We start from the raw sequence: 25,290 nt of genomic DNA, 5'->3' as shown, positions 1-25,290 counted from the left end.
CATGCCCGTGCGAAGGGAGGATCACATGCAAATATCCAACGAACTGCGGGCGATGATCGGACGCCGCCGGCCAGGGTATAGCCTTGAAGCGCCGTTCTATCGGGACAAAGAGGTGTTCGACCTCGATATGGACGTCATCTTTGGGCGCCACTGGATCTATGTCGGCGTCGAACCGGACATTCCGGAGCCCGGCGATTATTTCACAGTGCCGTTGGGTCGCGCCTCGGTCGTCGTGGTGCGCGACGACGATATGACGATCCGCGCTTTTCATAACGTTTGCCGCCATCGCGGCGCACGCCTCTGCGACGGCGACAAAGGCAGCGTCGGCAACGTCGTTTGTCCATATCATCAGTGGACATATGATCTGACGGGCAAGCTCATTCACACCGAACACATGGGCGACGAGTTCGATCGCAGCCAGTTCAACCTGAAGACGGTGCATGTCGGCAATGTTGCGGGCCTCCTGTTCATATGCCTCGCCGACGAGCCGCCGTCCGATTTCGAACAGATGCGCCGGGAAATGGAGCCCTATATTCTCCCCCATCGGATCAGCGACTGTAAGATCGCCTACGAGGAAGATCTCATCGAGAACGGCAATTGGAAGTTCACGATGGAGAACAATCGCGAATGCTACCATTGCAAGGCGAACCATCCGGAGCTCACGGTCTCGCTCTACGAATTCGGCTTTGGCTACCAGCCGTCGCCGGAAAATGCCGATGAGGTCCAGGCATTCCGCGAGTTGATAGAACGCGAGCACACGCGGTGGGAATCGTGCGGACTTCCCTCCGTCGAACTCGAATTCCTCGATAGTCGCGCCACGGCCTTCCGCACCGAACGCCTGCCGCTCGACAAGGCGGGTGAATCGCAAACGATGAATAGCAAAGTCGCGTGCCAGAAATTGCTGGGTGATCTCACGCAGCGCAATCTCGGCGGCTTGTCGTTCTGGACTCAGCCGAATTCCTGGCATCACTTCATGAGCGATCATATCGTGACCTTCAGCGTGCTGCCGATCGATCCCGAACGCACGTTGCTCAGGACGAAGTGGCTCGTACACAAGGATGCGGTCGAAGGCCGGGACTACGATCCGAAGGAGCTGAGCGAAGTGTGGCATGCAACCAACAAGCAGGACGGGTCGCTTGTTGAGCGCACGCAAATCGGTTCGCAAAGCGCAGCCTACCAGCCCGGACCGTATTCGCCCTACACGGAGGAGCTGGTGGAAAAATTCATGTCCTGGTACTTCAAGCGGCTGCGTACGGAAACGGGGCAGGAATCCGCAATCGTCAGCCCATTTGCAGCGAGCGCCTGACAGATCATGAGTGATAAAGGGCGGCCGAGCCGCCTGGGGCCGGAACTTTGGGACGCAACGCCCGGCAAGTGGAACGCCGCTGAGGACGATACGCTCGTGTGCGCGCACATGCGCCAGGAGACGCACGACGTCAAGAGCTTCCTCTTCCGTACGCAGTCGCCGCGACTCTTCCGCTTCCGGCCCGGCCAGTTCATCACGCTCGAACTCGAGATCGATGGCGCGGTGATCAATCGCTGCTACACGATCTCTTCGCCGCCGACGCGACCCGACACACTGTCGATTACGGTGAAGCGCCAGCCCGGCGGCAAGGTCTCCAACTGGCTGCATGACAATCTGAAACCGGGCGCGAAGATAAAGGCGCTCGGACCCTCGGGCGACTTCAGTTGCACGCTGCATTCAGCCCCGAAATACCTGTTTCTTTCGGGTGGCTCCGGCGTGACGCCGTTGATGTCGATGGCGCGCACGCTCTACGAACTCGGCGAGGATCACGATGTGGTCTTCGTCCACAGCGCGCGCTCGCCACGCGATATCATTTTTCGCCACGAGCTGGCGATGATGACCCACGGCACGAGCCACTTCAGAACGGCGTTCGTCTGCGAGCAGCAGGGCGAAGCGCGTGACTGGAGTGCACCGACGGGCTATCTCACGTTGCCGCTTCTGAAGTCGATCGTCCCGGATCTTGCTGAGCGCAAAGTCTTCTGCTGTGGGCCGGAAGCCTATATGGCAAATGTTCGTGCCATGCTGCGAGACGCCGCTTTCGATATGGCGCACTACCACGAAGAAAGCTTCTCGTTCGAACGGCAAGGCGTGCCGCTGATCGAAGCCGACGCCGCAGCATCGGGAGCGGAAGCGGCCGGTGCCAGCTTCAAGATAGAATTCACGCGATCGGGTCGCACGATCGATTGCCGGCCGGATCAGTTTATTCTCGATGCAGCGCGAGCCGCCGGAATGCGGCTTCCGTTTTCGTGCAGCAAGGGCGTGTGCGGCACGTGCAAAAGCAAGAAGCTTTCGGGTCAAGTAGAGATGAAGCACGGCGGCGGTATTCGCCAGCGTGAGATCGACGTCGGCATGATCCTGATTTGCTGCAGCAAGCCGCTCGAGAACATCACGATCGAAAAGTAACTCGCGCTCATCAATCCTTGCGTCGCAATATGGCCTGCAGGACGTCGCGAATGCCGATGGCGCCGACAAAGCGATCTTCGTCGTCGAACAGTGCGACAGGCGCGGTGCCAGACTTGTGCATGGCGAGGATGACTGTCTTCAGGCTCGTGCCGGGCCTCGCCCAATAGACGGGTGAAGAGTCTTCGCCAACGTGCTTTTCGCATTCGCCGCATGTCACCCAGGCTGCCTGGCGGCCGTTGCATTCGGCCGCCTGCACTTTGCCCCCGGCATCGATTTGGAATCGCGTGGTCTTTCGCCGGTCGAGCCAAATCCAGTCATCGTCCGTACGCTCGAGGTCGCGCATGTCACGCATGACGTTCCAAGCGGTGAGCACGGACAACGGATTAACGTTGGCAATGAAATCGCGGACGTAATCGTCGGCAGGTTGCAGCACGATTTCTTCGGGTGCACCCGATTGCACGATCCGCCCACCTTCCATGATGGTGATGCGATTGCCGATCTTGAGTGCTTCCTCGAGGTCGTGACTGACGAAGATGATCGTCTTCTTGATCGACTTCTGCAATTGCAGGAGTTCGTCTTGCAGCTTGGTGCGGATGAGGGGATCGAGCGCCGAAAACGGCTCGTCCATCAGCAGGATCGGCGCGTCCGTCGCGAACGCGCGGGCGAGGCCGACGCGCTGCTGCATGCCGCCCGAAAGCTCATGCACATGCTTCTCGGCCCACGTGTCGAGCCCGACAAGTTTGAGCTGGCGGTCCACGCGCTCCGTGAGTTCCGCATGTGGCACACCGGCGAGTTCGAGGCCGAGCCCCACATTCTCCCGCACGGTTCGCCACGGCAGCAGCGCAAACTGCTGGAAGACCATCGCGACCTGCTTCTGGCGCATATGACGAAGCGTAGTGGCATCACACGAGGCGATGTCCACCATCCGGTCTCCGTCCTTCACCAGGACAGCGCCGCGCGACACCTTGTTGAGTCCGTTGACGGCGCGCAGCAATGTCGATTTGCCGGAGCCCGAAAGCCCCATCAGGACGGATATCTCGCCTTCATTCACGGTGAGATTGGCGCCGGCCGCGCCGAGCACGGCGCCGGTCTTGGCGAGGATTTGCGCGCGTGTCGCGCCCGCATCGACCATGGCCAATGTCTTCGGGATGTCCTTGCCGAATATGATATCGACGTTCTTGAAGTCGACCGCGATGTTCATTTTCGCACTCCCGCTTGAACCGAGAGCGCCCGATCGAGAATGATGGCGAGAATGACGAGCGCGAGACCCGCTTCGATGCCGAGCGGAATGTTGCGGTTGGCGAGAGCCTTATTGACCGGATTGCCGAGGCTCGGGGCACCGATGAGTGTCGCGAAGACGACCATCGACAGCGAAAGCATGATGCACTGCGTCAAGCCTGCCATGATGGAGGGAAGGGCCGCAGGCAACTCCACCTTCCATAAGAGCTGCCGCTTCGTCGCGCCGAAACTTTCGCCGGCTTCGAGCATCGGCTTCGGAATGGACGTCAGACCGAGGTAGGTCATGCGCACCGGCGCCGGCATCGCGAAGATGATCGTCACGATGAGTGCAGGCGCGGCTCCGAGTCCGAACAGAATGAGAATGGGAATGAGATAAACGAACGTCGGCATCGTCTGCATCAGGTCGAGTAGCGGCTGTGCCACCTTCCAGACCCTTGGGTTGTGAGCAGCCCATATGCCGAGTGGCACCCCGATGGCCATCGAGAGAGCTGTGGCGGCGACGACGAGAACCAAAGTTTGGACGGTTTCTTTCCAAAGGCCCTGGTTCAGAATGAAGAGAAAACCGATCAGCACGCCGATGGCCAACGGTTTGGATCGCCGGAGCCAGTAGGCGAGCCCCGCGAAAGCGACGGCAAGAATGACCGGCGGGACTTGCAGAAGGAGAGCGGATGTCCCGTCGACGACCGTTTCGAGAATCCCGGAAATGGCATCGAACAGCCACTGAAAATAGTCCGTCACGAAATCGAACACGGACTTGCCGAACTGGCCTATCGGAATTTTCCAGGCGGCAATCAGCTTCGATACGGGATCCATCGGCGCTCCCCCCTGAGCTGAAGCTCATCCCCGTATCGGACGGTCGCTAGATGCGGCCGTCCGGACTTGTCGGGTGAATTTCGTTGATGATGCTATTTCGCGAGTGCGGCTGCAACGGCAGCCTTCGCGTCGCCCCCATCGACTGTCGTGACACCTTCAAGCCACGGCGTGGCGGCGGTGGGGTTGGCCTTTAGCCACGTGAGAGCGGTCGCCTTGGGGTCGGCGCCGTCCTTCAGAACCGGTCCCATCATCGCGCCTTCCATAGCGAGATTGAACTTGAGGTTGCTGAGGAATTTACCGACGTTGGGACATTCCTTCTCGTAGCCCGCGCGCACGTTGGTGCTGACGGTCGCGGCGCCGAAGCCGCTGTCGCCCATGCCGTCGAGATAGGCGATCTTCATTTCGCCCATGACCGGATGCGGCGTCCAGCCGAGGAACACGATCCACTCGTTCTTCTTCATCGCCTTTTCGGCTTGGGTCAGCATGCCGGCTTCAGAACTTTCGACGAGCTCGAAACCTGCCAAGTTGTTTTCCGGTTTGGCGATCATGCCGCTGATGATGCGATTGCCGTCGTTGCCGGCTTCGATGCCGTAAATCTTGCCGCCGAATTTATCTTTATGCGCGCCGAGATCCTTCAGGCTCTTCACGCCTGCGTCGGCCACGTACTGCGGAACGACGAGGCCATAACCCGCGTCGCTCAGATTGACGCCGATCGTCTCGACGGATTTGTCGTCCACATAGGCTTTGATGTCGGCCGTCATGCTCGGCATCCAATTGCCGAGGAATACATCGATATCTTTGTTCTTCAAAGAAGCGTAGGTCACCGGGACCGACAGCGTTTTGACCTCAGGCGCGTAGCCGAGGGCTTCGAGAAGGTTTTGAGCGGTAGCCGTCGTGACCTGAATGTCGGTCCAACCGACATCGGCGAAGCGGACTTTTTTGCAGCTCGCACTTTCTGCTGCGTGGGCCGTGGTTGCGGCCAGACCCAGGGCAAGGGCGACCCCCATCGCGATGCGTGTCATGACAACTCCTGTTGTTGGCGGTACCAGGTGTTACTGACAACAGACCGCCTGATCGGATTGGAGCAAGAGCCGGTGATCCTCCTGCGTTGGCAATCTGTTGAAGGCGTCACCCGAGAGGGTAACCCCAGAAGCTAAGCACGGCCACTCGCCGTCGATTTCACAATTGCGACGCGATTCTGCGTTTACGCGCCTAACGAACATACTCCTTTCACTTTGAAAGTAGTTTCTGCACTGCCGGGTTTGAAAATCGGCCTCCCCAGAACGGCGAACTCAGATCGACGGCAGTCTCGCGCGGCTCGTTTCGCGTCGCAGCGGAGGAGAGGCGTTGAACTCCTGCGCCTCGGACTTCTGCGGCTGACGCTCGCTTCGAGGCGTGCGTCCGTAAAGGGCGCGATAGGACTTGCTGAAATGGCAGGTCGATTGGAAGCCGCAGGAAACGGAGATCTGCGTAATGGACATCTGCGATTGGAGAAGCAATTCGCGCGCGCGCCGTAGCCGGAGCTGCAGGTAATATTTCGTCGGCGTCGTATCGAGCGTCTCCTGAAACATCCGCTGAACCTGACGCAGAGACAGTCCCGCCAGCTTAGCGAGTTCGACCGCGCTCAATGGCTCCTCGAAGTTTGCTTCCATCAGCGCCGCGATGTCGACCAGGGCGCCGTGGTTAAATCCCAGGCGCGCTGCCAACGGAATGTGCTGCCGGTCGTAGCCATCTCGCACGCGCTCGAGAATGAATTGATTGGAAATCTCGGCGACCAAGGTTTTTCCGAAGCTGCTGCGCACGAGCGCGAGCATCATGTCGATCGGCGCTATGCCGCCCGTGCAGGTCATGCGATCGCGATCGATGACGAACAGCTCTTCCTGGAACTTTACCCGCGAGTGAAACTCGCGAAGTCCAGCCATATTCTCCCAATGGATCGTGCACTTGTAGCCATCGAGAAGACCGGATTTCACAAGCGCATAAGTGCCGGTGCACAGCCCGCCGAGCACGACCCCGTCATGCGCGATGCGGCGGAGAAGATTGACGACTTTGTCGTTGACGAAGTTCGCGACGTTGGTGCCGCCGCAAACGAGCACCATGTCGAGGTCGTCCGCGGCGTCGTAAGTCGCTGCGCTCGAATACGACATTCCGTTGCTCGACGGCACAGGCCGGCCATCGAGTGTAAGAATTGTCCAAGAGTAATGGGTTTGGCCGCTTAAGCGGTTGGCCATCCGAAGAACTTCGATCGCGCTTGAGACGGCGATCATGGTGTATTCGTCTAAAGTCAAAAACCCGATCCTGCGGATCGTGCTCAACTTTGCCGGAACTTCGTTCACGTCGCAAAAGCTCCCACGTCAAACGGGAAGGCTAGATTATGTCGTGATCGGTGCGTCTGGGGCTTGCCGCTCCCGGCATAAAACCAAGACGACAAGGTTTGCGATCGTAACCCCGATATCAAATAGTACCACCAAGTCGTATTTTGACAAGTTCAGATAGCGCGTTCCGGACACATTCGGTCGACGCCGGTTGAGTTTACGGTCGTTGTCGCCGCCGAAGTCATTTGCGTCGTATCTGAGACAGCTCGGAATAGGCACAGGCGGCATAGGAAAGAGCGCTTTGGGAAGCGGCGGAAACGTGCGCACTAATAGCTTTCACCATGGGCGAGAAAGACATCTCGCTCAGCTGAATTCCTAGGCAATTGAGTACTCATGGTGCACGTGCTGCAGAGCTACATCGGGGGCCGGTTCACCGCCTCCAAAGCCGCCGAGACTTTCGAAAACACCAATCCTGCAACCGGGAAGCTCATCTCGCGGGTTGAAATCGCGCTTGAGCCGGAGGTCGATGCTGCACTGCGTTCGGCCGAGGAGGGATTAAAGCTTTGGTCCGCCATATCGGGCGCGGAGCGCGGTCGCATTTTGAATAAGGCCGCCCGGATATTACGCGACCGCAATAACGAACTGGCTCGCCTCGAAGTCCAAGACACAGGCAAGCCCATTCAGGAAGCGGAAGCCGTCGATGTCGTCAGCGGCGCCGATTGCATCGAATATTTCGCAGGCGTCGCCGGCTCATTGCGCGGCGAGCAGATCGCGCTGAATAACGCCTTTGTTTATACGCGCCGCGAACCCATCGGCATATGTGTCGGCATCGGCTCGTGGAATTATCCGATCCAGATCGCGTGCTGGAAATCGGCGCCCGCATTGGCCTGCGGCAATGCGATGATTTTCAAAACTTCGGAATTGACGCCGACGACATCGGCAAAGCTCGCCGAAATCTATACGGAGGCAGGCGTCCCCGATGGCGTCTTCAACGTTCTGCACGGCGACGCGCGAACGGGAACTCTGCTGACGTCCGACGCGCGGGTCGCCAAGATCTCGCTGACGGGCTCTGTCGGAACGGCGAAGAAAATCCTCGTGGCCGCGGCAGCGTCCCTGAAGCGAACGACGATGGAGCTGAGCGGCAAGTCGGCGCTGCTTGTGTTTCCGGATGCGGATTTGCGCCAGGCCGTATCGGCGGCGATGCTCGGCAATTTCTATACGCAGGGCGAAATCTGCACGAACTGCACCCGCGTCTACGTCCATGAGGACATTCACGACCAGTTCGTCGAATTGGTCGTCGAGCGCACGAAGAAGCTCCGCATTGGCGATCCGTTGGCGCCGGAGACGCAGGTCGGTGCCTTGATCTCGCAAGTGCACATGGATCGCGTCTTGGGCTTCGTCGCGGCGGGCCAGAAAGAGGGCGCGCGCCTCTGCTACGGCGGTGAGCGCGTCGACGCGGACGAACTCGCCCAGGGGAATTTCGTGCGCCCGGCCGTGTTTACCGAATGCACCGACGATATGAGCATCGTCCGCCAGGAGATCTTCGGACCGGTGATGGCGGTTCTCAAATTCCGCGACGAAGATGACGTCATAACCCGCGCGAACGCTACCCGCTTCGGCTTGGCGGCTGGCGTCTTCACGCGGGACCTCGCGCGCGCGCATCGTGTCGCCGCCCGTCTCGAAGCCGGGATCTGCTGGATCAATAACTACAATGTAACTCCGGTCGAGATGCCGTTCGGCGGCATCAAGGAGTCGGGCTTTGGCCATGAGAACGGACAAGCCGCGATCGATCATTACACGCAGTTGAAGAGCGTCTACGTCGAGCTCGGCGACGTCCAATGCCCCTATGAATGACAAGAATACTCGGCTTCACTCCTAAGACCTGGGGATCTGTCCAGAGATGAGCACCGCCCAAGACTTCGATTACATCATCGTCGGCGCTGGATCCGCCGGATGCGTGCTCGCCAATCGCCTGACGGAAGATCAGGGTGTCCGCGTATTGGTTCTGGAGGCGGGACCGCAAGACCGCAGCATCTTCATTCACATGCCGTCCGCATTTGCCTATCCGCTGGCTGGCACCAAATACAACTGGTGGTACGAGTCGGAGCCGGAACCGTTTCTCGATAACCGGAAGATGTACTGTCCGCGCGGCCGCGTCGTCGGCGGTTCGTCATCGATCAACGGCATGATCTACATTCGCGGGCATGCCTTCGACTATGACGCCTGGGCACGGCGTCAGGGTCTCCAAGACTGGAGCTATTTCGATTGCCTCCCGTACTTCAAGAAATCCGAGACGCGGCTCAAGGGCGGTGATGCCTATCGCGGCAGCTCTGGGCCGCTCTTCGTGACAACGGCACCCTGCACGAATCCGCTCTACGACACCTTCATCGAGGCGGGCCGCCAGGCGGGCTATCCCGTCACCGAAGATATGAACGGCCGCCAGCAGGAAGGCCTCGGCCGGATGGACATGACCGTCTACAAAGGACGGCGATGGAGCGCCGCCAAAGCTCACCTGCGCCCGGCGCAAAAGCGCGGCGGCGTCGAGCTCAAGGCGAAGTCTCTGGTCACGCGCATTCTCTTCGAAGGCAAGCGAGCGGTCGGAGTCGAATTCAGCCGCGGTGGCCGTCTTCAGTCCGCCCGCGCCACGCGCGAGGTCATTGTCAGCGGCGGCGCGATCAATTCACCGCAAATCCTGATGCTGTCCGGCATCGGCAATGCGGACGAGCTGAAGAAGCTCGGCATCCCGGTCGTGCAGCACGTGCCCGGCGTCGGAGAGAACCTGCAAGACCATATCGAAGCCTACGTGCAATACGAATGCAGGGAGCCGGTCTCGATTTACAGCGCCAACAATCCGCTGGCGAAGCTGAAGATCGGCATCGAATGGATTTTGACGGGGAAGGGCCTCGGCGCGACCAACCATTTTGAATCGGGCGGCTTCATTCGCAGCGAGCCCGGAGTCCTCCACCCGGACCTGCAATATCATTTCTTTCCGATGGCGATCAGTTACGACGGGACCTCAGCCGCGAAGGGCCACGGTTTTCAAGCGCACATCGGTCCGATGCGTCCGACGAGCAGCGGCTACGTGAAACTCAAATCGTCCGATCCACGCCAGTACCCGCGCGTGCTCTTCAACTACATGCAGACGGAACAGGATCGCAGAGAAATGCGCGCCGGCATCCGCCTGACGCGCGAGATATTCTCTCAGAAGGCATTTGATCGCTATCGCGGTGATGAGCTGACCCCGGGCCCGGCGAGCAACAGCGACGCGGATATCGATGCATTCATTCGGGCGAAGGCGGAAAGCGCGTACCATCCATCCTGCTCCTGCCGGATGGGGACGGACGACATGGCGGTCGTCGACGGCAAAGCGCGGGTCCACGGCGTCGAGGGCTTACGCGTCGTCGATGCCTCGATCATGCCCGACGTCGTGAGCGGCAATCTGAACGTCCCGACGATCATGATGGCAGAGAAATTGGCCGACGTTATACGGGGCAGGGCGCCGTTGCCGCGCGAAGAAGTTCCGGTGTGGGTCAATCCCAACTACCAAACCAGCCAGCGTTAAGAAATTCGCTCGGAAGGCGTGACACATCGCCGGACAGGAACGCGCGTTATCTCTAGGATGAATGCCGGATTAAGCTTACCTTCCGGGCGGAGGTGCGCGATGAGATGGTTGCTGACTGACCGAAAACCCGATGTCGTGTATGCGGGCCGCCAGCACGTCTACCTCGACAGGAACGGCGCCGAGACGAGCGATCCGAGTGCAGCCTTGACGTTCGAGACCCGGGGAGCCGCAGAGGCCCACCGCCGGAAGCTGAAGCGCCCGTATGATTGGGTCACGACGACGGCCGGGAGTTGAGGCTAACTCTGAGGGAACCCCTGACGTTGCGACCGCGTTCCGACGAACGCCCAGGCATGCTATCCTGTTAATTGTGTACTGCGTTCTCGAGGAGTTTAACGATGGCAACCGCGCGGTCCTTCTGGAAAGGACATTTGCGCTTGGCGCTCGTTACCATTCCCATCCGGTTGGTTAGCGCGACCGCATCCGAAGATAAGATCGCCCTCCATCAGGTCGACAAAAAATCGAAGCAGCGTATTCGCTACCAGAAAGTTGCGGGCGAAAGCGGCAAGGTCGTGCCGCAGTCCGACATCGTGCAGGGCTATGAGCTCGACGACGGCAACTATGTTCTCTTCGATGCGGATGAGCTGGACAAGCTGAAGTTGTCGACACGCCACACCGTCGAGTTGACCGAGTTCGTCGAAGCTTGCTCCATCGATCCGTTGTACTTCGACAACCCTTATTACGTGCTGCCCGACGGAGACGTCGCCGAGGAAGGATACCGCATCATCCGCGACGCGCTCCGGGCCACCAAGAAATACGGCGTTGGCCAGCTGACGCTGCGAGGCCGCGAGAACCTGATCGCAATGAAGCCGTGCGGGGACGGCTTGATGATCGAAACGCTGCGCTACGCCAGCGAAGTGCGCGACGCCGATGAGATCTTCGACGGGATCGGCAATGAGAAGCTTCGTCCCGAGCTTGTCGACATGGCGAGGCAACTCATCGACGAGCGAACGCAAAAATTCAATCCCGCCGACTTCAAGAACCATTACGCCGAAGCGTTGCGCAAGCTCGTGAAGGAGAAGGTTGAGGGCGGCCTCTCGACCGAAGTTTCCGGTGGCGACGAACAGCCGTCTGGTGGAACGGTCATCGATTTCATGGACGCTTTACGCCGCTCCACGCAAAAATCAGGATCGAAGCCGGCGGCGGCATCGAAAACCAAGACCGCAGCGTCCCGCCAAAAGCGGGAACCGGTGAAGCGCGCTCCGGCAAAGACGCCGAAGAAAAAATCGCGCGCACGCGGATAACAAGACGGATTCCGACAGACTCGTGTTACTTTGTGTGCGTCGCGAAGTTCGCTGCTCGATCATATTATCGATGTCCACGAACGCCGCGTCTTTTCAATAAATGTGAGTACGGGAAGCGTTGTTGCCTGATTGCGTTGGCAATTTCAGGAGGTTTCCATGCACCCCATTTTTGCGCTCTGGATGTGGATGATGATGATCCCGCATTTCACCCAGCAGCTGTTTCTGCCGTTCTGACGAGCTTCAATCGCTGATGGATTTGACGACGGGGCGGCGAACGTCGGTCGCAGGCTTGTCTTCACGCAGCCCCTTGAAGGCCGCGTGCCGAAGCAGGCCATCGGAGGTCCAAGCGCGATATTCGATTTGCGCAACAAGTGCGGGCGTAACCCACGTCACGTCTCGTCGCTGCAGGTTCGTGAGCGATGAGACGAAAGACGGAGCGTCGATGCGCAGCGGCTTCAACGTACGCATCAAGCTGCTTGCGGTCTTGTTCGTGTATCCCGTGCCGACACGTCCCGCATAGACGAGGCGCTTCTTATCGTAATAGCCGACCACGAGCGCACCGATCGCATTGGGTGCGGCCTTGGATTTGAGATATCCGAGGATGACGAATTCATCGACCTGGACACACTTCGATTTGAGCCAGTCGTCGTGACGGCCCGAGCGATAGGGCCGGTCGATGCGTTTTGAAATGATGCCTTCGAGCCCGAGCTTGCAGGCATGCGCGAGCATCTGCGCTCCGTCCGCCGCAAGGTGATCGCTGTAGCGGATTTGTCCGGACTTTGATTTGCCCGCGAAGAGGCCCTGCAACGCGGCTTTGCGATCGCCGAGTTTGACGTCGAGAAGGTTCATGCCGTCGAGATAGAGAAGGTCGAAGCAGTGGAGCACGAACTTCTCGCTGTGTCCGCTTTTGAGCGCGTCGGCGAGAGCTGAAAAACTCGAATGCCCTGAAGCGTCATCGGCGACGAGTTCTCCGTCGATGATCGCCGAGCCGTCGTGAAACTCCGAGAGAAGCTGCGGAAGTCTGCCGAAACGTTCAGTCCAGTCGAGGCCGTTTCGCGTCAGCATTCGCACCGACCCCTTCTCGATGCGCGCCTGAATGCGATAGCCGTCGAACTTGATCTCGTGCACCCAATTGTCGCCGGTCGGCGGTTTTGCAACGAGCGTCGCAAGACAGGGCGCGATAAAGTTCGGCATGGCCGATTTGATTGCGCCCGCAATCTTCAAGGGGCGAGCAGCTGAGCGGCGATTCTCGATTGCTGCCGCGGCCGCGTGCTTTGATACGCGCCCTGAAATGTTGGTCTTCGCGGTCACGCGCTTAAGGTCCGACGAGCTTCTTGATCGCGTTCTTCAGCGAGCGATCCGAGGAATCGTAATCCTCCCACGCGGTCATCTTTTTGAGCAGGGAAGGGACGGTGTGTACCGTGAAGCGCTTAGGGTCGAGCCCTTGCTTGACCTGACGCCAAGTGAGCGGCATCGATACGGTGGCCCCCGGCCGTGCGCGCGGCGATAGGGGCGCGACTGCGGTCGCCATGCGGTCATTGCGAAAGTAGTCGAGAAATATCCGGCCCGTTCGAAGCTTCTTCGTCATCTTGATGAGATAGTCTTTCGGGCTGTCGGCCGCCATTTGTTGGCAAATGGCCCCGGCAAATGTTTTCGCATCGGCCCAGTTCGCAGCATCGCCGCGATTTGTTTTGAGCGGCGTGACGACGTGAAGGCCTTTGCCGCCCGTCGTCTTGCAAAAGGCAACGAGACCGACCTTCTCGAGCCGCTCGCGAAGTTCGTTGGCCGCGCTTACGACGCGAGAGAATTCGACATCCGGCGCCGGATCGAGATCGAAGACGAGGCGACCCGCGATATCGGGCTCGAGTTCCGCGCAGTTCCAGGGATGAAACTCGAGCGACGCGATCTGCCCAAGCGCGATCAACGCCTCCTCCGAGTTCACCTCGATATAAGGCTCCCGATCTCCCGAAATGCGAACGAGGTCGATCTCGGGCGACATGCCCTTCATCGCATGGCGCTGAAAAAACATTTCGCCGGTTATGCCGTCAGGCGCGCGGATCACCGAACAGGGGCGGCCCTTGATATGCTCGAGCATCCACTCGCCAACGGTTTCGAGGTAATGCGCGAGATCGATCTTCGTAACGGCGGGATCTTCGCCCGCGGGCCACAGCACTTTATCGGGATGCGAAATCGTAATTCCCAAAACGACGTTCGCCGCTGTCCTCGCCGCAACGGCCTTTTTGGGTTTCGCCGCTATTCGAACCGGTGTTCGCTTCAGCGGTTTCGTTGACGCCGGACCGGGTTGAGGCTCGGGATCGTCGTCTGGCTGATTGGAATTCCAGACAGCGTTCGGCTTCGCAGCCGTCCGCCGCCGCGTGATGAAAGGCTCCGGGCCCTTGCCCTGTCCAGCCGCGATCTGCGCCATCGTGCGTTTCGAAGCGACCGAGCGATCCTTCGCAAGGATCGCGTCGGCATCGCCCGAATGGGCCCCCTCATCGCGATGCTTGATGAGGAGCCAGTTGTTGCGCTTTCCCCCGAAGCGATCGTTCTTGATTTTGACGAGCACCCAGCTGCCTTTGAGTTTATCGCCAGCCAGGATGAACTTCAGCTCGCCCTTGCGCAGCTGTTCCTCGGGGCTTTGATCGCCGACCGGCGCCCAGAACCCGCGGTCCCACAGCATCACCGTTCCGCCGCCGTACTGACCTTTGGGAATGGTCCCTTCGAAATCGCCATAGTCGAGCGGATGGTCCTCGACTTCGACCGCGAGACGTTTGTCTTTGGGATCGATAGAAGGACCGCGCGTCACCGCCCACGATTTGAATACGCCGTCGAGCTCAAGTCGAAGATCGTAATGGAGATGCGAGGCATCGTGTTTCTGGATCACGAAGCGGAGATACTTCGCCGGACGGACATCGGCAGCGCCGCTCGGTTCGGCGGTTTTGGTGAAGTCACGCTTGGCGCGATACTCGGAAAGCTTTTTCTTTGCCATTCGAATGCATCCCGCCCGGTCGAGGTCGAAAGTTCGAGGTCGAAAGTCCGAGTTCGCAAATGTCGTTCAGGTCTTAAGGGATCGAAGTTTCAAGTCTACAAGGTTTCAAGTCAAAGCAAAGCCGCCGGAAGCGTAAAGCTCCCCAGCGGCCTGGGCACCTGGCTTAAGGGCGCCTGACGCACGCTGGTGCATGCGTCTGTTCAAAAAACGGCTGAAGAACGCGAATTGTTCCCAATCTCGCTCGTCAAGCCCACGCCGTCATGTCGGTATTCAGCAGCCGGATCTTCAGAAGATCGCGATTGATGTCGTCCTTGTGGATCGAGGCCAACACCTGCTTGGCCAACCAGTCCCGGCACTCCGGTCCGTGCGGCCCGCTCCGAACGCGGCTCGGTAGCGAAGTCCAAACTTCGTTCAATACGCTTTCAGCCAATGTGAGGTCTTCGGGCCCAAAAACATTGTAAGCGACAGACATGTCAAATCATCCTCCGCGTAAAAATCACTGTGCGCCGCTTCTCGCCTCCTGGAAATCCCTCAACTCAGTCAAGCAAGCACTATGCTGTTACGGAACGGTTTATGTCGAACCGTGTTTTGCAGGCGATTGATGAACACCTACGACCGGGGACGACGCGAGCGCCGTCGACGGCTGGCGCTGTGAGTGGCCGGGTCCGGCAGCGGAGCCGCAAATCGCCGGACGTTGAGCAATCGCATTGAACCCGTGACAGCCTCGGTGAAAGCCGCGCCGGCCGCTGCGAGCGACGTGAGCGACGCGCCTGACGCCTCACTTCCTCCCAGAGCAATGTGCTAAGGTCGAACAGCTAGCCATCTCCGGTTAGTGCTGTGCGGAACTGCAGCATTTACCCACCCGTTATTACAATGGATGTCGTGAGGGCGTCCGTTTGAGAGAGACCTAGGAGCGTTCTAGATGAAGGTAAAAAGCGTTGCTGCGCTGGGAGCGATCCTGCTCCTCGCGCTGGGCACGACTGTCGCCGATGCGAGACACGGTAACGGCGGTGGTGGCGGCGGGCCCCGTTTCAGCGGTGGCGGCGGAGGCGGACCACACTTCAGTGGAGGGGGTGGCAATTACCGGAGCGGGAATTTTTCCGGCCGGACGTACCGCGCCGGTCCGAACTTCGGCGCTGGCAATTTCCGTGGCAACGGACCGCGCGGTCCGCGGATGGGTGATCGCGGTCACCGAAATTTTGCCGGCAATTATTACGGAAACGGCGGCCGGCACCATCACCGCCGCGGACGGTTTATAGTCGGCTATCCTTACTATTCTTACGGCTATTACGATAACGGCTACTATGGCTACGATTGCGAATGGCTGTACCGCAGAGCCATAGAGACGGGCAGTCCGTACTGGTGGAGACGATATCAGAATTGCGACTACTGATTGTGCAGCGCTGAAGCTGATGAAGGTTCCGGGCTTCCCGGAACCTTCAACGTATTACCCACAGAATATCACGGGCTAGAGGTGCCGGTTCCGGCTGGAGATGTCGGAGCGCGAGCGTCGGGATTGGAGCCCGCGGCGGGATCATTCGGCGTATTGGTCGAAGGACCCGGTTGAACATTCTCATTCGTCGTTGGATCTGCTGGAATGCCGGCCGGGCTCGATACGCCCGTGTCGCCGCTGCTTGCGCCGTTCGACGGCGCTGGAGTTACCGGCTGCGTCTTAGTCTGAGGCGTTAGCGGCTGACCGTTATTGTCGTAGGTCGCCTGCGCCATGGCGCCGGCGGAGCCAGCGGCGAGCAGGCCGAGAGTCACTACCGCACCTTTAATAACCTTCATCTAAATCTCCTTATCTTGTGGACGTTCCCCAAGGCAAACGGCCTCTCGTCGCCGTTGGTTCCGCGCAAATTCGTGCGATCCATCGATGTTCTTCGGAGGCGGCTAACCATCGCGCCGAGGAAAGAGTTTCTTTGATCAATTCAATTCAATGTCGCTCGCGATCGAGAGCACTGTGCCGTCCATTCGCGACAATCCGGCCCAGGAACAGGCGGCCAAAGCTACGCATGGAAGTATTGGTTCCACTTATTCCGTTTTGCCGCCGCGCGGATTGTGCGATCATCAGCTGAGAATCGGGGCTCATGGCGTTTTTTCGTCGCAAAGCTCGAGACGGTTCTTCGGCCGAATGGCGTAGTGCAACGGTCCCGTGGCTCAATGGATAGAGCGTCGGAATTCGACTCCGAAGGTTGCAGGTTCGAGCCCTGCCGGGATCGCCACAAAATTCATCGCCACCAAATTCATCTCTAAAAAACTTGATGCGAAAATTGGAGCTCGATCGCTCGGTCGCGAGATTGCAAATTCAATCCGTCACCTACATTTAACCACGGACCGCATTTCTCAAACTAACTCTAGCGATGAGTCGCGGCTGCATTAGTTTGCCTTCCACCGGGGCCCTGAAACAGACAATAGAGAGTAAGTCCGCAATGACCATGTCTCTCCGCCCCCCTCATCGTCCCGCACACAAAGGAAAGATCTTTGCGCTGAGCATCATCGGCGCGGTTCTCCAGCCGTCACTGACGAGAGCGCAGGATGCGCCTGTTACGCCGCCGCAGGCCCCAGTCGTCGAATCGCCAATCGTCGAAACTCCAGGCGTCGAATCCAGCGAACCTCCGGAACCGCTGATGGGTACCGCAGCCGTCATCTGCGCGAAACTCGCGGCCAAACCCGCAGCACCGTTTGAAGAGAACGATAGCGCCGCCGTTTCGACGTTCTATCAGGCACGCCAATGCCGGCCCTTGTGGGTCGATGAGCAGGGGCCGACGCGTGCAGCAACGCTTGTAATGGCAGAGCTGGGCCGGGCTGAGGACTGGGGTCTCAAGGCGTCGGACTTCGAACTCGCCGCAGTAAAGGAGCCGACCCTATCCGGCAGTTGGACTCCGGAGCAGACGGCTCAGGCCGAACTCGAAATCAGCGCCGCTGCCTTGCGGTACGCCCACGAAGCCGAGGGCAGCCGCATTTCAGAGCCTGAAAAGCGCCTCTCCGGCTACTTGGATCGCGCCCCCGTCATCACCGATGCAACGTCTGTACTTACGCGATTGGCCGCCGCGCAGAACCCTGACGAGGCATTGCGCGCGTTTCAACCGTCGCAGGACCAATTCCTCAAACTCAAGGCGCTCCTCGCACGTTTGCGGGGCCACACGCCCGCGACCGAGGCGGATCGCTTCGATATCCCTCGGCGAGGCGCGATGCTCCAGGCCGGCGTGCGCGATGCCGATGTCGCGACGCTGAAACAGAGATTTGGAATTGCCTCGGCTCCGGGATCGGAACAGCTGTATGACGATCAGCTGGCAGCGGCTGTCAAAAAATTCCAGGCATCGAAGTCACTTCACGCGGACGGTATCGTCGGCGCGAGCACGCGAGCAAAGCTGTCCGGCGAAGACTTTGTAACGACTCCTGAGAAGATCGCGGCCGTGGTCGCCAACATGGAAGAGTGGCGGTGGATGCCGCGCTCGCTCGGCGCGACCCACGTCTTCGTCAACATTCCAGCGTTTTCGATCGTGCTTACCGACAACAATAAGCCCGTGTTCGAAGAGCGTGTCGTCGTCGGCACGCCGAGCACGCAGACGCCCGTGTTCTCGAAGGACATGACGAAGATCGTCCTGCGTCCAAGGTGGAACCTGCCGGACTCGATCAAGATGACGGCTCTTCGAACCGGCCGCTCGATCGAGCGGCAAGGCTACGTCGTCATGCACAACGGGCATGTCATCGACAGCAGCCGCGTGAACTGGTCGAAAGCCAAGCTCAGCAATTATATGATCTATCAGCCGTCGGGTGACGACAACGCGCTCGGCCTCGTCAAGCTGCTCTTTCCGAACAAGCACTCGGTTTATCTCCACGATACGCCCTCGCGACATCTCTTCAACGAACGCGTTCGCCTGTTCAGTCACGGCTGCATGCGCGTGCGAAATCCCCAGCAGTTCGCGCAACTCGTCTTCAACATCGACCGTGGACACTCGAGCCCGAACGTCGGGCAGCTCGTCAACAAAGGTCCCATGGACAATCAAATTGCCCTGAATACGCCGATCCCCGTCCATGTTGGATACTTTACGGCCTGGGTCGCGAACGACGGCACGCCGCAGTTTTTTGACGACTACTACGGCCACCAGAAACGCATCACGCTCGCGCTCGCCGGCAAGTGGAAAGACATCGACGTCACCCAGGAGCATGTGACGCCCGAGACGCTGGAAACCTCAGCGGTCAAGAAGGTGCACTACCGCTCCGCACGAAGAGACGAAGACGACGACGGAGACCGCAGGAGGCATGGTGGCGGCTATGATCGCCGTGGCGGATACGGAAGCTACGGCGGAGATATGGGATGGATGCGCTCCGGCCGCGGCTACTCCTACGGCAACACGGTCGGCGATGTGATCCGCCGGGCGCTCGGGTTCTGAGTTGAATTTTGAGCGGCCGTCGCGGCTACCGCGCGCTCTCGAGCCGGGCGAACCCTTCGCTGAGATCGTGGATCAGATCGTCGACGGCCTCCAGGCCGATGTGGAACCGAAGCGCCGGCCCCGGTCCGCGCCAGCGCGTCGCCGTCCGGTATGAAGTCGGATCGAACGGGATGACGAGGCTTTCGTAGCCGCCCCACGAATAGCCCATGCCGAACAGCTTGAGCCCGTCGAGAAATGCAGCGAGTGCTTTCTCGGGGACAGGTTTCAGGACGACCGCGAAGAGACCGCTCGCCCCGTTGAAATCACGTTTCCAGATCGCGTGGCCGGCGTCACCCGGAAGCGCCGGATGCAGAACCCGGTCGACCTCGGGACGGGCAGCCAACCACTCCGCGACCGCGATGCCCGATTGCTGATGCCGCTCGAGACGGACAGCCAGCGTTCTGAGACCTCTGAGAGCGAGATACGTCTCCTCCGAACCGGGGCACGTGCCGAGCGTTTCCTTGGCGTTGTCGAGATACTTCGCGGCGCGCGCGTTTGCGGTGATCGTGCCCATCATCGCGTCGGCATGGCCGACGATGTATTTCGTCGCGGCCTCGAGAGATACGTCGGCGCCGAGCGATAGTGGTTTGCAAAAAAACGGCGTCGCCCAGGTGTTGTCCGCGAGAACCCAGATGTTCTTGGCCCGGGCAGCAGTAGCAATTGCCGGGATGTCCGGCATCTCGAATGTCTGCGAGCCGGGGGCTTCGACCAGCACGAGTTTCGTGTTGGGACGGAAAAGATCGGCGATGCCGCCACCGATGAGCGGATCGTAATACGTCGTCTGGACGCCGAGCTTCTTCAGCATCTTGTCCGCGAATGCGCGGCCTGGCTGATAGACGTTGTCGGGCATCAGGATGTGGTCGCCGCTCTCGGCGAATGCGAGCACCGCGGTCGAAATCGCGGCGAGGCCCGACGCCGTCAGAACTGTCGCCGCGCCGCCTTCGAGATGAGTTATCGCGTCTTCGAGCGCTTTCGTCGTCGGCGTCGCACGCCGTCCGTACGTGAATGGCTGCGTCCGCTGATTGATGGCATCGAGCGTCGGATAGAGAACCGTCGATCCCCGGTATACCGGAGTGTTGACAAATCCGTGCTGCTCGAACGGCTTGCGCCCGAGGTGCACGACCTCCGTTTCAGGCTGTTCGCCGCGCTCGGAACTGTCGTCTTTTTTCGCCATTTTCAACTTCTCCGGGCGGTTCGCGTCCTCGTGGCGCAACTTTCGTTCATGGTCAAGGCCTTGACCATTCGGCGTGGGCGCGGGATGTGTTGCAGGGCGAGCTACTTATGGGCGGGCGCGCCCGAGGCCGTTGCTTTCGTCTGCTCGAGGGAAAACGAAGAGACTTCAGTGAAGCATTGGCCGAAAGAGTACAGATGAGAAGTGTGTCGAGGCTCTGTGCGGCAGCGGTTTCGCTCGTTGTGATGGGCGTTGGACTGTCCTCCGAGGCCTGGAGCGCGGCGGCCAGCACTCTCGATGCTGTTCGGGCCAGGGGCAAGGTCGTTTGTGGCGTTTCGGACCGTGAGGCGGGCTTCAGCGAAGTCAGCACCCGGGGAACCTGGAGCGGGCTCGACGTCGAATTCTGTTCCGCACTGGCGGCGGCTGTGCTCGGGAACCGGGACGCGGTCAAATATCTCAGCCTGAACCCCGGCGATCGCTTCAAGTCGTTGCAAGACAACGAAATCGACGTGCTGCTCGGCGCAACGACCTGGACGCTCACCCGGGACACGGAACTCGGAGCGCGCTTTACGAGCCCCCTCTATTACGATGGCCAGGGCTTCATCATCCCGCGAAACCATTCGATCGCGAGCGTCCTCGAGCTTTCCGGCGCCTCGATCTGCGTCTTGACGGGTTCGAGCGATGAAACCGCGATCGCCGATTTCTTCGGATCGCGAAAGATGCGCTATCAGCTCATCACGTCCGACCGGTGGGACGATTTGGTCAAGACCTATGCGAGTGGCGGCTGCACCGTCCTGACGGGCGAGGTATCCCTTCTTGCATACGAAAAAAGCCGCATGTCGAACGGCTCTGACCAGATGATGCTGCCGGAAATGATCACGAAGGAGCCGTACGGGCCTGCCGTGCGCACGGGCGACGACGGCTGGTTCGCAATCGTCCGCTGGACGTTCATGGCGCTCGTCGCCGCCGAAGAACTGAACATATCGAGTTCCAACGTCGACACGATGAAGTCGTCTCCCTCCCACGAGGTGCGCCGCTTTCTCGGTCTCGATGCCGATCTCGGCGCGCCCCTGGGCCTGGCGCGCGATTGGGCCTATCAAGTCGTCAAGCAGGCTGGCAATTATGGCGAGATCTTCGAGCGGACGCTCGGGCAGGGATCTTCGTTGAAGCTCGATCGCGGCCTCAACAATTTGTGGAGCAAAGGCGGCCTGATGTATGCGGCGCCCTTCCGCTGATAGAAGTCGCGCCAAGGTGCCGGGCAGAGATTGCCGGAGAAAATGCACGCGAGCTCGTGAACCACGAGGTTAGTCATGGGCGACAAGGCAACGCTTGAAACACTGCTGAGCGCCGCCGTTTTTCTGATCCCGATCGCGGTCCTTTTCACCCTCATTTTGCTGTTGTCGCGGCGTCGACGGCCAGCCGCGCAATCTCAAGCCGCGCAATCTTCATCCGCGATGCCTCAAGAACCGTCGAACGAACCAGGGCACGCCCAACCACTGCACGCACTATCCCGCACGCCCGCTGGCGTTGCTTTGCTGGCGCCCGATCAGCAAGCCCAAACGCCGCTTGCGCCTGTCGAAAGCGTTGAAACAATCCTCGAGAAAATTGAGACGGCCCTCGCTCGCGGCGAAAAGACCGCGCTTTCCGGCCTCTACTATGAGTTGGCGGCCGCTCACGCGCGACTAGGTAAAGCGGACGCGCGCATGGCGGCGTTGCGGTCCGCAGCCGGATATGGCGCGCTTCATGGGCCGCCCGGTGCACACGCTGCAGCTCGTCTAGCGCTGGGCGAAGCAGCGCATAGCGCGGGCGACCTGACCACGGCTTGCGAACAGTGGCAAATGGCGCGCACGGCGTATCTCCAAGCGGGCGAAGCCGAGCATCACGCCCGCATCGAAAAGCGGATGCGGGACAACGGCTGCCCGACGGACTGGGTTCTTACCGATTTTTGAAATCGAGTGTCGAGCCGCCTTGCGACCCGCCTTGTTCCGTCGGCATGATCGTCGTTGCGCCGGTGGACGACGGCTGGCCGCGCTGTTCATGCGACACGATCATCATGACCTCGACGTTGACGTTGTCGCCGTCTTTGATCTGAAAGGGCTTCTGGAAAATATGTCCGCCGGAAGAGGCCGTCACTTCATATTTTCCCGGCGCCAACACATGCGTCGGCAGCGCGCCGACGCTCTCCTTGATCGTCTCGCCGTCCTCGGTCTGTATCGTCCAGCGTGTGTCGGGCATCGCTTCGCCGCCGGATCGTGTGACGAGCTTGAACGTCGCCTTGCCGCCTGAATGCGTGACCGTCGTTTCCGTCAGCTTGCCCGCCTCGACGGTGATATCCGTTTCGATTTTTGCGTTGGCATCGCCATACTGCGAAACGACACGGTAGATGCCGGAATTGAGCCGGATGATCAGGTTCGGCTTAGCCCCCGTGATGACGGCCGAATGGCTTTCGAACTGATCGCGATCGTCGGCGAAAATGGAATAGGTCACCAAACCGGCCGGCGCAGGCTTCCCGCCGATCAGCGCCGAAAGCCGCAGCCCCCCCGCGTTCAGCACGAACGCTTCGAACGGCGGACCATCGGCAGCCTTGACGACGATCTTGCGGGTTAGATTGGCCCGTCCGAATGCGGCGTTGACGGTGTATTCGCCGGGATTGAGTTTGAAGAACGGACTAGCCTCATGTGACTCCATGAGCAGCTTCGATTTTCCCGGCTGACCGGACGACTGAAAAACCCGCCACACCAGCCCTTGATCGATCTGCTGGCCGTCGCCCGTCAGCAGAGCGACGAACTTGACGCCTGGGCCTTTCGGGGTCTTGCCGCGTTCGACGGTGGTGGTGTTCCGGCGCTTCTCGATCGATGGACCCCAAGGGCCGGTCGGCGGTCCATCAGGGATCGGCTCTTGCGCGAACGAAATCGTCGCCCCGGCGATCGATAGAAGGGCGACGAGGAGCAGAGCCGCAGTGCCGCCGATCATTCCGCGCCGTTGCCGCTCATCCCGCGATCCGCATGATTTCACTGAAGCTTCGGTCATCCTGGTCCGATCTCGATCTTCTGGCTTTCACCGGCGCGAACTTCGAATGAAGCCTGCCCGTGCTTGCCGCGCGCTTCCAAGCGCACCGTGTATCGGCCTGGAGCCAAGAGCGCTGTCGCCTCCGTGCCGGTGGCACGCCATGTCGGCATGCCGCTCTCGTCGGCGACTTCCCAGTAGACGTCGCCGGCAGGGAGCGCCTCGCCCGCGGGCGGAGCGAAGTTCACCTCTCCGGCGGCGATGTCGATGGTCGCTGTCTGGGGTTTCCTAGCCTCTATGACGACTTCCTTTGTCGCCGAGATGTGTGAGACGACCAGTGACGCGGTGATCCGGTAACGCCCCGGCGACAGGTCGAGCGAGAGATCCGGACCCATCGCGCGTGCGATACCGGTGTGATCGCCATCGATGCGATCGACGCGATAGAAAATGTTCTGATCGGCCTTCGCGGGAGCGCCAGCGACGAGAGCCGAGACCTTGAGCGGCGTGAGGACGAGCTCCAGCGTTTCGCTCACGGTTTGCCCGGCGCCGACGGCGATGCGCTTGCGAACGTCGCCGCTCTTCGAGCGCGCGCTGACATAGTAGGTGCCCTCGGGAAGGGTGAAGCTCGCGTTCGCACTACGCGATCGCGCGACCTCGCGGCGGCCGTCCGGACTTTCAGGATCGTCCGCGGAAACAGCGAATAAAACGTCTGGAATGCTGGCGCCGTCTCCCGCGGCCGCGGAGAGATCGAGACGTCCTGTTCCGAGCGATATGTCGAGCGGCTTGGCATCTCCGGCTGCGAGTTGAATGGATTGCGCCGCGCGTGCCGCGCCGTCGACTGCTGTCAGCGTGTAGGTGTCGGGCGGCACATAGAGATCGAGCGCGCCGTTGCTCGCGATCGCGACCGGCTTATCGCCGATAGAGACGGTCAAAACGGCATTGGGAGATGGGTTGCCGCCTTTGCTCGAACTCACGCGCGCAACAAGATGCGCGGCGTTGAATGGCACGATGATGCTCTGCTTGTCTCCATCGGCGATTGTGAGGTCCTGACGCGCCGTCAGCGCGCCGAGTTCGGCCTCGACCTCGTAGCTGCCGGCCGCGAGCTTAGCGGTGATGTCCTGACCTTCCGACTGGGCGAGCGGCGTTTTCTCGCCACCTTTATAAACGCGCCATTTGACCGGAACTGTGAGAAGCGCGCCACCGTCGACAAGGGCGGCCGATGCTCGGAGCGATGCGCCCTCGGGCGGCGGCGGCGCCGTCGGCTTGCCGTCGCCCGGATTGGTGCCGCCCGCAATCGGCGCGCCCGGCGTTAAAATGGCGAGCCGCGTCGCCTCGTCGATCGCTGCAGTGAGACCGTTGGAATCCACGATGTCGTAGTAATGGCCGCCCGTCGCCTCGGCGATGCACGCCATGCGCGGCCGTTCGTGGGCCGGAATGCCGATGCCTATGACTTGAACGGCGACGCCCGGTGACGTCTTTGCGAACCCGGCGGCGACGGCGCACGTATCTTGCCGGCAATTGTCTGCGCCATCTCCGATAAAGACGATCTGGGCCGGACGTGATTGTCCGATCGCGGTCATGGCAACCGTGAGCGCCGACGTAAGAGGGCCGGGGCCTCGCGGATTGAGCTTGGCGATCGGATCGAGAACGGCTTGACGCGGACTGGCGGGCCCGGCGATCAATTCCACGTCGTTGCAGTCGCCGCGGCGGCGGTGCCCGAACGAAACGAGGCCCAGTCGCGTCGAATTCGGCATGGCGAGCAGGTTGCCGAGTTTCTCGCGCACGATATCGATCTTGGCGCGGTTATCGGGCGGCAGGCGCGCCCACATCGAACCCGAGCCATCGAGCACGACCATGGCTGTCGGCGCATCGCCGCTGACAGCCGGCCCGGCGGCGATAAAAGGGACGGCAGCAATGACAGCCGCGACAAATTTCAAAAAATCCCGGCGCATTTTATCTCCACGCCCATTTTTCGCTCATTGTGTCAATTCTGACTGTAATGGGCCGCTTGTAACAGGCCGGAGCCTCGT

At 60.3% G+C, this 25,290-nt stretch carries 21 protein-coding genes and 1 tRNA gene; 11 read left to right on the top strand and 11 right to left on the bottom strand.

Translation table 11 applies throughout. The features are described 5' to 3' along the window. Window positions 1–25 precede the first annotated feature (25 nt). Both AACL53_RS10025 and AACL53_RS10020 read left to right on the top strand, forming a co-directional pair. Entirely contained in the window at window positions 26–1,306 is a 1,281-nt protein-coding gene (locus AACL53_RS10025; RefSeq protein ID WP_339084370.1) for an aromatic ring-hydroxylating dioxygenase subunit alpha, read from the top strand. A gap of 6 nt (window positions 1,307–1,312) precedes the next feature. Further along, a complete protein-coding gene (locus tag AACL53_RS10020; protein ID WP_339084369.1) occupies window positions 1,313–2,428 on the top strand; it encodes a hybrid-cluster NAD(P)-dependent oxidoreductase in 1,116 nt (371 codons plus the stop codon). Window positions 2,429–2,438: 10 nt separating this feature from the next. Here the strand turns inward: AACL53_RS10020 and choV are convergent, their stop codons facing one another. From choV to AACL53_RS10000, 4 genes are all read right to left on the bottom strand, one after another. Next, window positions 2,439–3,629 (bottom strand): choline ABC transporter ATP-binding protein, encoded by a 1,191-nt coding sequence (gene choV, locus AACL53_RS10015; RefSeq protein ID WP_339084368.1) that lies wholly within the window; start codon window positions 3,627–3,629, stop codon window positions 2,439–2,441. Further along, window positions 3,626–4,480, bottom strand: coding sequence for a choline ABC transporter permease subunit (gene choW, locus AACL53_RS10010; protein ID WP_339084367.1), 855 nt, complete (start codon window positions 4,478–4,480; stop codon window positions 3,626–3,628). The genes choV and choW overlap by 4 nt, the downstream gene beginning before the upstream one ends. A gap of 92 nt (window positions 4,481–4,572) precedes the next feature. Further along, entirely contained in the window at window positions 4,573–5,502 is a 930-nt protein-coding gene (choX, locus tag AACL53_RS10005; RefSeq protein ID WP_339084366.1) for a choline ABC transporter substrate-binding protein, read from the bottom strand. Window positions 5,503–5,772: 270 nt separating this feature from the next. Then, window positions 5,773–6,816 carry a GlxA family transcriptional regulator gene (locus AACL53_RS10000; RefSeq protein WP_339084365.1) on the bottom strand — a complete coding sequence of 348 codons (1,044 nt, stop codon included), beginning with the start codon at window positions 6,814–6,816 and terminating at the stop codon, window positions 5,773–5,775. Between the two features lie 372 nt (window positions 6,817–7,188). On the opposite strand from AACL53_RS10000, the gene betB reads away from it, so the two are divergent. From betB to AACL53_RS09980, 4 genes are all read left to right on the top strand, one after another. Then, a complete protein-coding gene (gene betB / locus AACL53_RS09995; RefSeq protein WP_339084364.1) occupies window positions 7,189–8,649 on the top strand; it encodes a betaine-aldehyde dehydrogenase in 1,461 nt (486 codons plus the stop codon). Window positions 8,650–8,695: 46 nt separating this feature from the next. Then, on the top strand, window positions 8,696–10,357 hold the full coding sequence (gene betA / locus AACL53_RS09990) for a choline dehydrogenase (protein WP_339084363.1): 1,662 nt from the start codon (window positions 8,696–8,698) through the stop codon (window positions 10,355–10,357). Window positions 10,358–10,456: 99 nt separating this feature from the next. Beyond that, entirely contained in the window at window positions 10,457–10,651 is a 195-nt protein-coding gene (locus AACL53_RS09985; RefSeq protein WP_339084362.1) for a hypothetical protein, read from the top strand. A gap of 101 nt (window positions 10,652–10,752) precedes the next feature. Beyond that, window positions 10,753–11,658 (top strand): Ku protein, encoded by a 906-nt coding sequence (locus tag AACL53_RS09980; protein ID WP_339084361.1) that lies wholly within the window; start codon window positions 10,753–10,755, stop codon window positions 11,656–11,658. Between the two features lie 240 nt (window positions 11,659–11,898). Here the strand turns inward: AACL53_RS09980 and ligD (AACL53_RS09975) are convergent, their stop codons facing one another. The 3 genes from ligD (AACL53_RS09975) to AACL53_RS09965 form a co-directional block, all read right to left on the bottom strand. Next, the gene (gene ligD / locus AACL53_RS09975; RefSeq protein ID WP_339084360.1) at window positions 11,899–12,969 is read right to left on the bottom strand and encodes a non-homologous end-joining DNA ligase; all 1,071 of its coding nucleotides are present in this window, start codon (window positions 12,967–12,969) and stop codon (window positions 11,899–11,901) included. A gap of 4 nt (window positions 12,970–12,973) precedes the next feature. Continuing rightward, window positions 12,974–14,647 (bottom strand): non-homologous end-joining DNA ligase, encoded by a 1,674-nt coding sequence (gene ligD, locus AACL53_RS09970; protein ID WP_339084359.1) that lies wholly within the window; start codon window positions 14,645–14,647, stop codon window positions 12,974–12,976. Window positions 14,648–14,891: 244 nt separating this feature from the next. Beyond that, window positions 14,892–15,119 carry a hypothetical protein gene (locus tag AACL53_RS09965; RefSeq protein WP_339084358.1) on the bottom strand — a complete coding sequence of 76 codons (228 nt, stop codon included), beginning with the start codon at window positions 15,117–15,119 and terminating at the stop codon, window positions 14,892–14,894. A 450-nt stretch (window positions 15,120–15,569) separates the two neighbouring features. Between AACL53_RS09965 and AACL53_RS09960 the strand changes: the two genes are divergently transcribed. After that, entirely contained in the window at window positions 15,570–16,040 is a 471-nt protein-coding gene (locus AACL53_RS09960; protein ID WP_339084355.1) for a hypothetical protein, read from the top strand. Between the two features lie 68 nt (window positions 16,041–16,108). Here AACL53_RS09960 and AACL53_RS09955 read toward each other — a convergent pair whose 3' ends face one another. Further along, window positions 16,109–16,435, bottom strand: a complete 327-nt coding sequence (locus AACL53_RS09955) for a hypothetical protein (protein WP_339084353.1) — start codon at window positions 16,433–16,435, stop codon at window positions 16,109–16,111. Window positions 16,436–16,793: 358 nt separating this feature from the next. On the opposite strand from AACL53_RS09955, the gene AACL53_RS09950 reads away from it, so the two are divergent. Together AACL53_RS09950 and AACL53_RS09945 are read left to right on the top strand one after the other, a co-directional pair. Continuing rightward, window positions 16,794–16,869: transfer RNA gene (locus tag AACL53_RS09950), tRNA-Arg, on the top strand. 207 nt (window positions 16,870–17,076) lie between these two features. Beyond that, window positions 17,077–19,044, top strand: a complete 1,968-nt coding sequence (locus AACL53_RS09945; RefSeq protein ID WP_339084351.1) for a murein L,D-transpeptidase — start codon at window positions 17,077–17,079, stop codon at window positions 19,042–19,044. 25 nt (window positions 19,045–19,069) lie between these two features. Here AACL53_RS09945 and metC read toward each other — a convergent pair whose 3' ends face one another. Next, window positions 19,070–20,257 carry a cystathionine beta-lyase gene (gene metC, locus AACL53_RS09940; protein ID WP_339084350.1) on the bottom strand — a complete coding sequence of 396 codons (1,188 nt, stop codon included), beginning with the start codon at window positions 20,255–20,257 and terminating at the stop codon, window positions 19,070–19,072. A 194-nt stretch (window positions 20,258–20,451) separates the two neighbouring features. Between metC and AACL53_RS09935 the strand changes: the two genes are divergently transcribed. Next, window positions 20,452–21,489: an amino acid ABC transporter substrate-binding protein gene (locus AACL53_RS09935; RefSeq protein WP_339084349.1), complete on the top strand. Its 1,038-nt coding sequence runs from the start codon at window positions 20,452–20,454 to the stop codon at window positions 21,487–21,489. Window positions 21,490–21,564: 75 nt separating this feature from the next. Then, the gene (locus AACL53_RS09930) at window positions 21,565–22,203 is read left to right on the top strand and encodes a hypothetical protein (protein WP_339084348.1); all 639 of its coding nucleotides are present in this window, start codon (window positions 21,565–21,567) and stop codon (window positions 22,201–22,203) included. Here AACL53_RS09930 and AACL53_RS09925 read toward each other — a convergent pair. Both AACL53_RS09925 and AACL53_RS09920 read right to left on the bottom strand, forming a co-directional pair. Next, window positions 22,190–23,284, bottom strand: coding sequence for a hypothetical protein (locus AACL53_RS09925; protein ID WP_339084347.1), 1,095 nt, complete (start codon window positions 23,282–23,284; stop codon window positions 22,190–22,192). The genes AACL53_RS09930 and AACL53_RS09925 overlap by 14 nt on opposite strands. Beyond that, on the bottom strand, window positions 23,281–25,212 hold the full coding sequence (locus AACL53_RS09920) for a VWA domain-containing protein (RefSeq protein WP_339084346.1): 1,932 nt from the start codon (window positions 25,210–25,212) through the stop codon (window positions 23,281–23,283). Before AACL53_RS09920 ends, AACL53_RS09925 begins: the two co-directional genes overlap by 4 nt. Window positions 25,213–25,290 lie beyond the last annotated feature (78 nt).

The sequence above is a fragment of the Hyphomicrobium sp. ghe19 genome, from assembly GCF_902712875.1.
GTDB lineage: Bacteria > Pseudomonadota > Alphaproteobacteria > Rhizobiales > Hyphomicrobiaceae > Hyphomicrobium_B.
The sequence above is the reverse complement of the archived record's forward strand: the minus strand, read 5'-3'. Positions and strand labels throughout refer to the sequence as shown.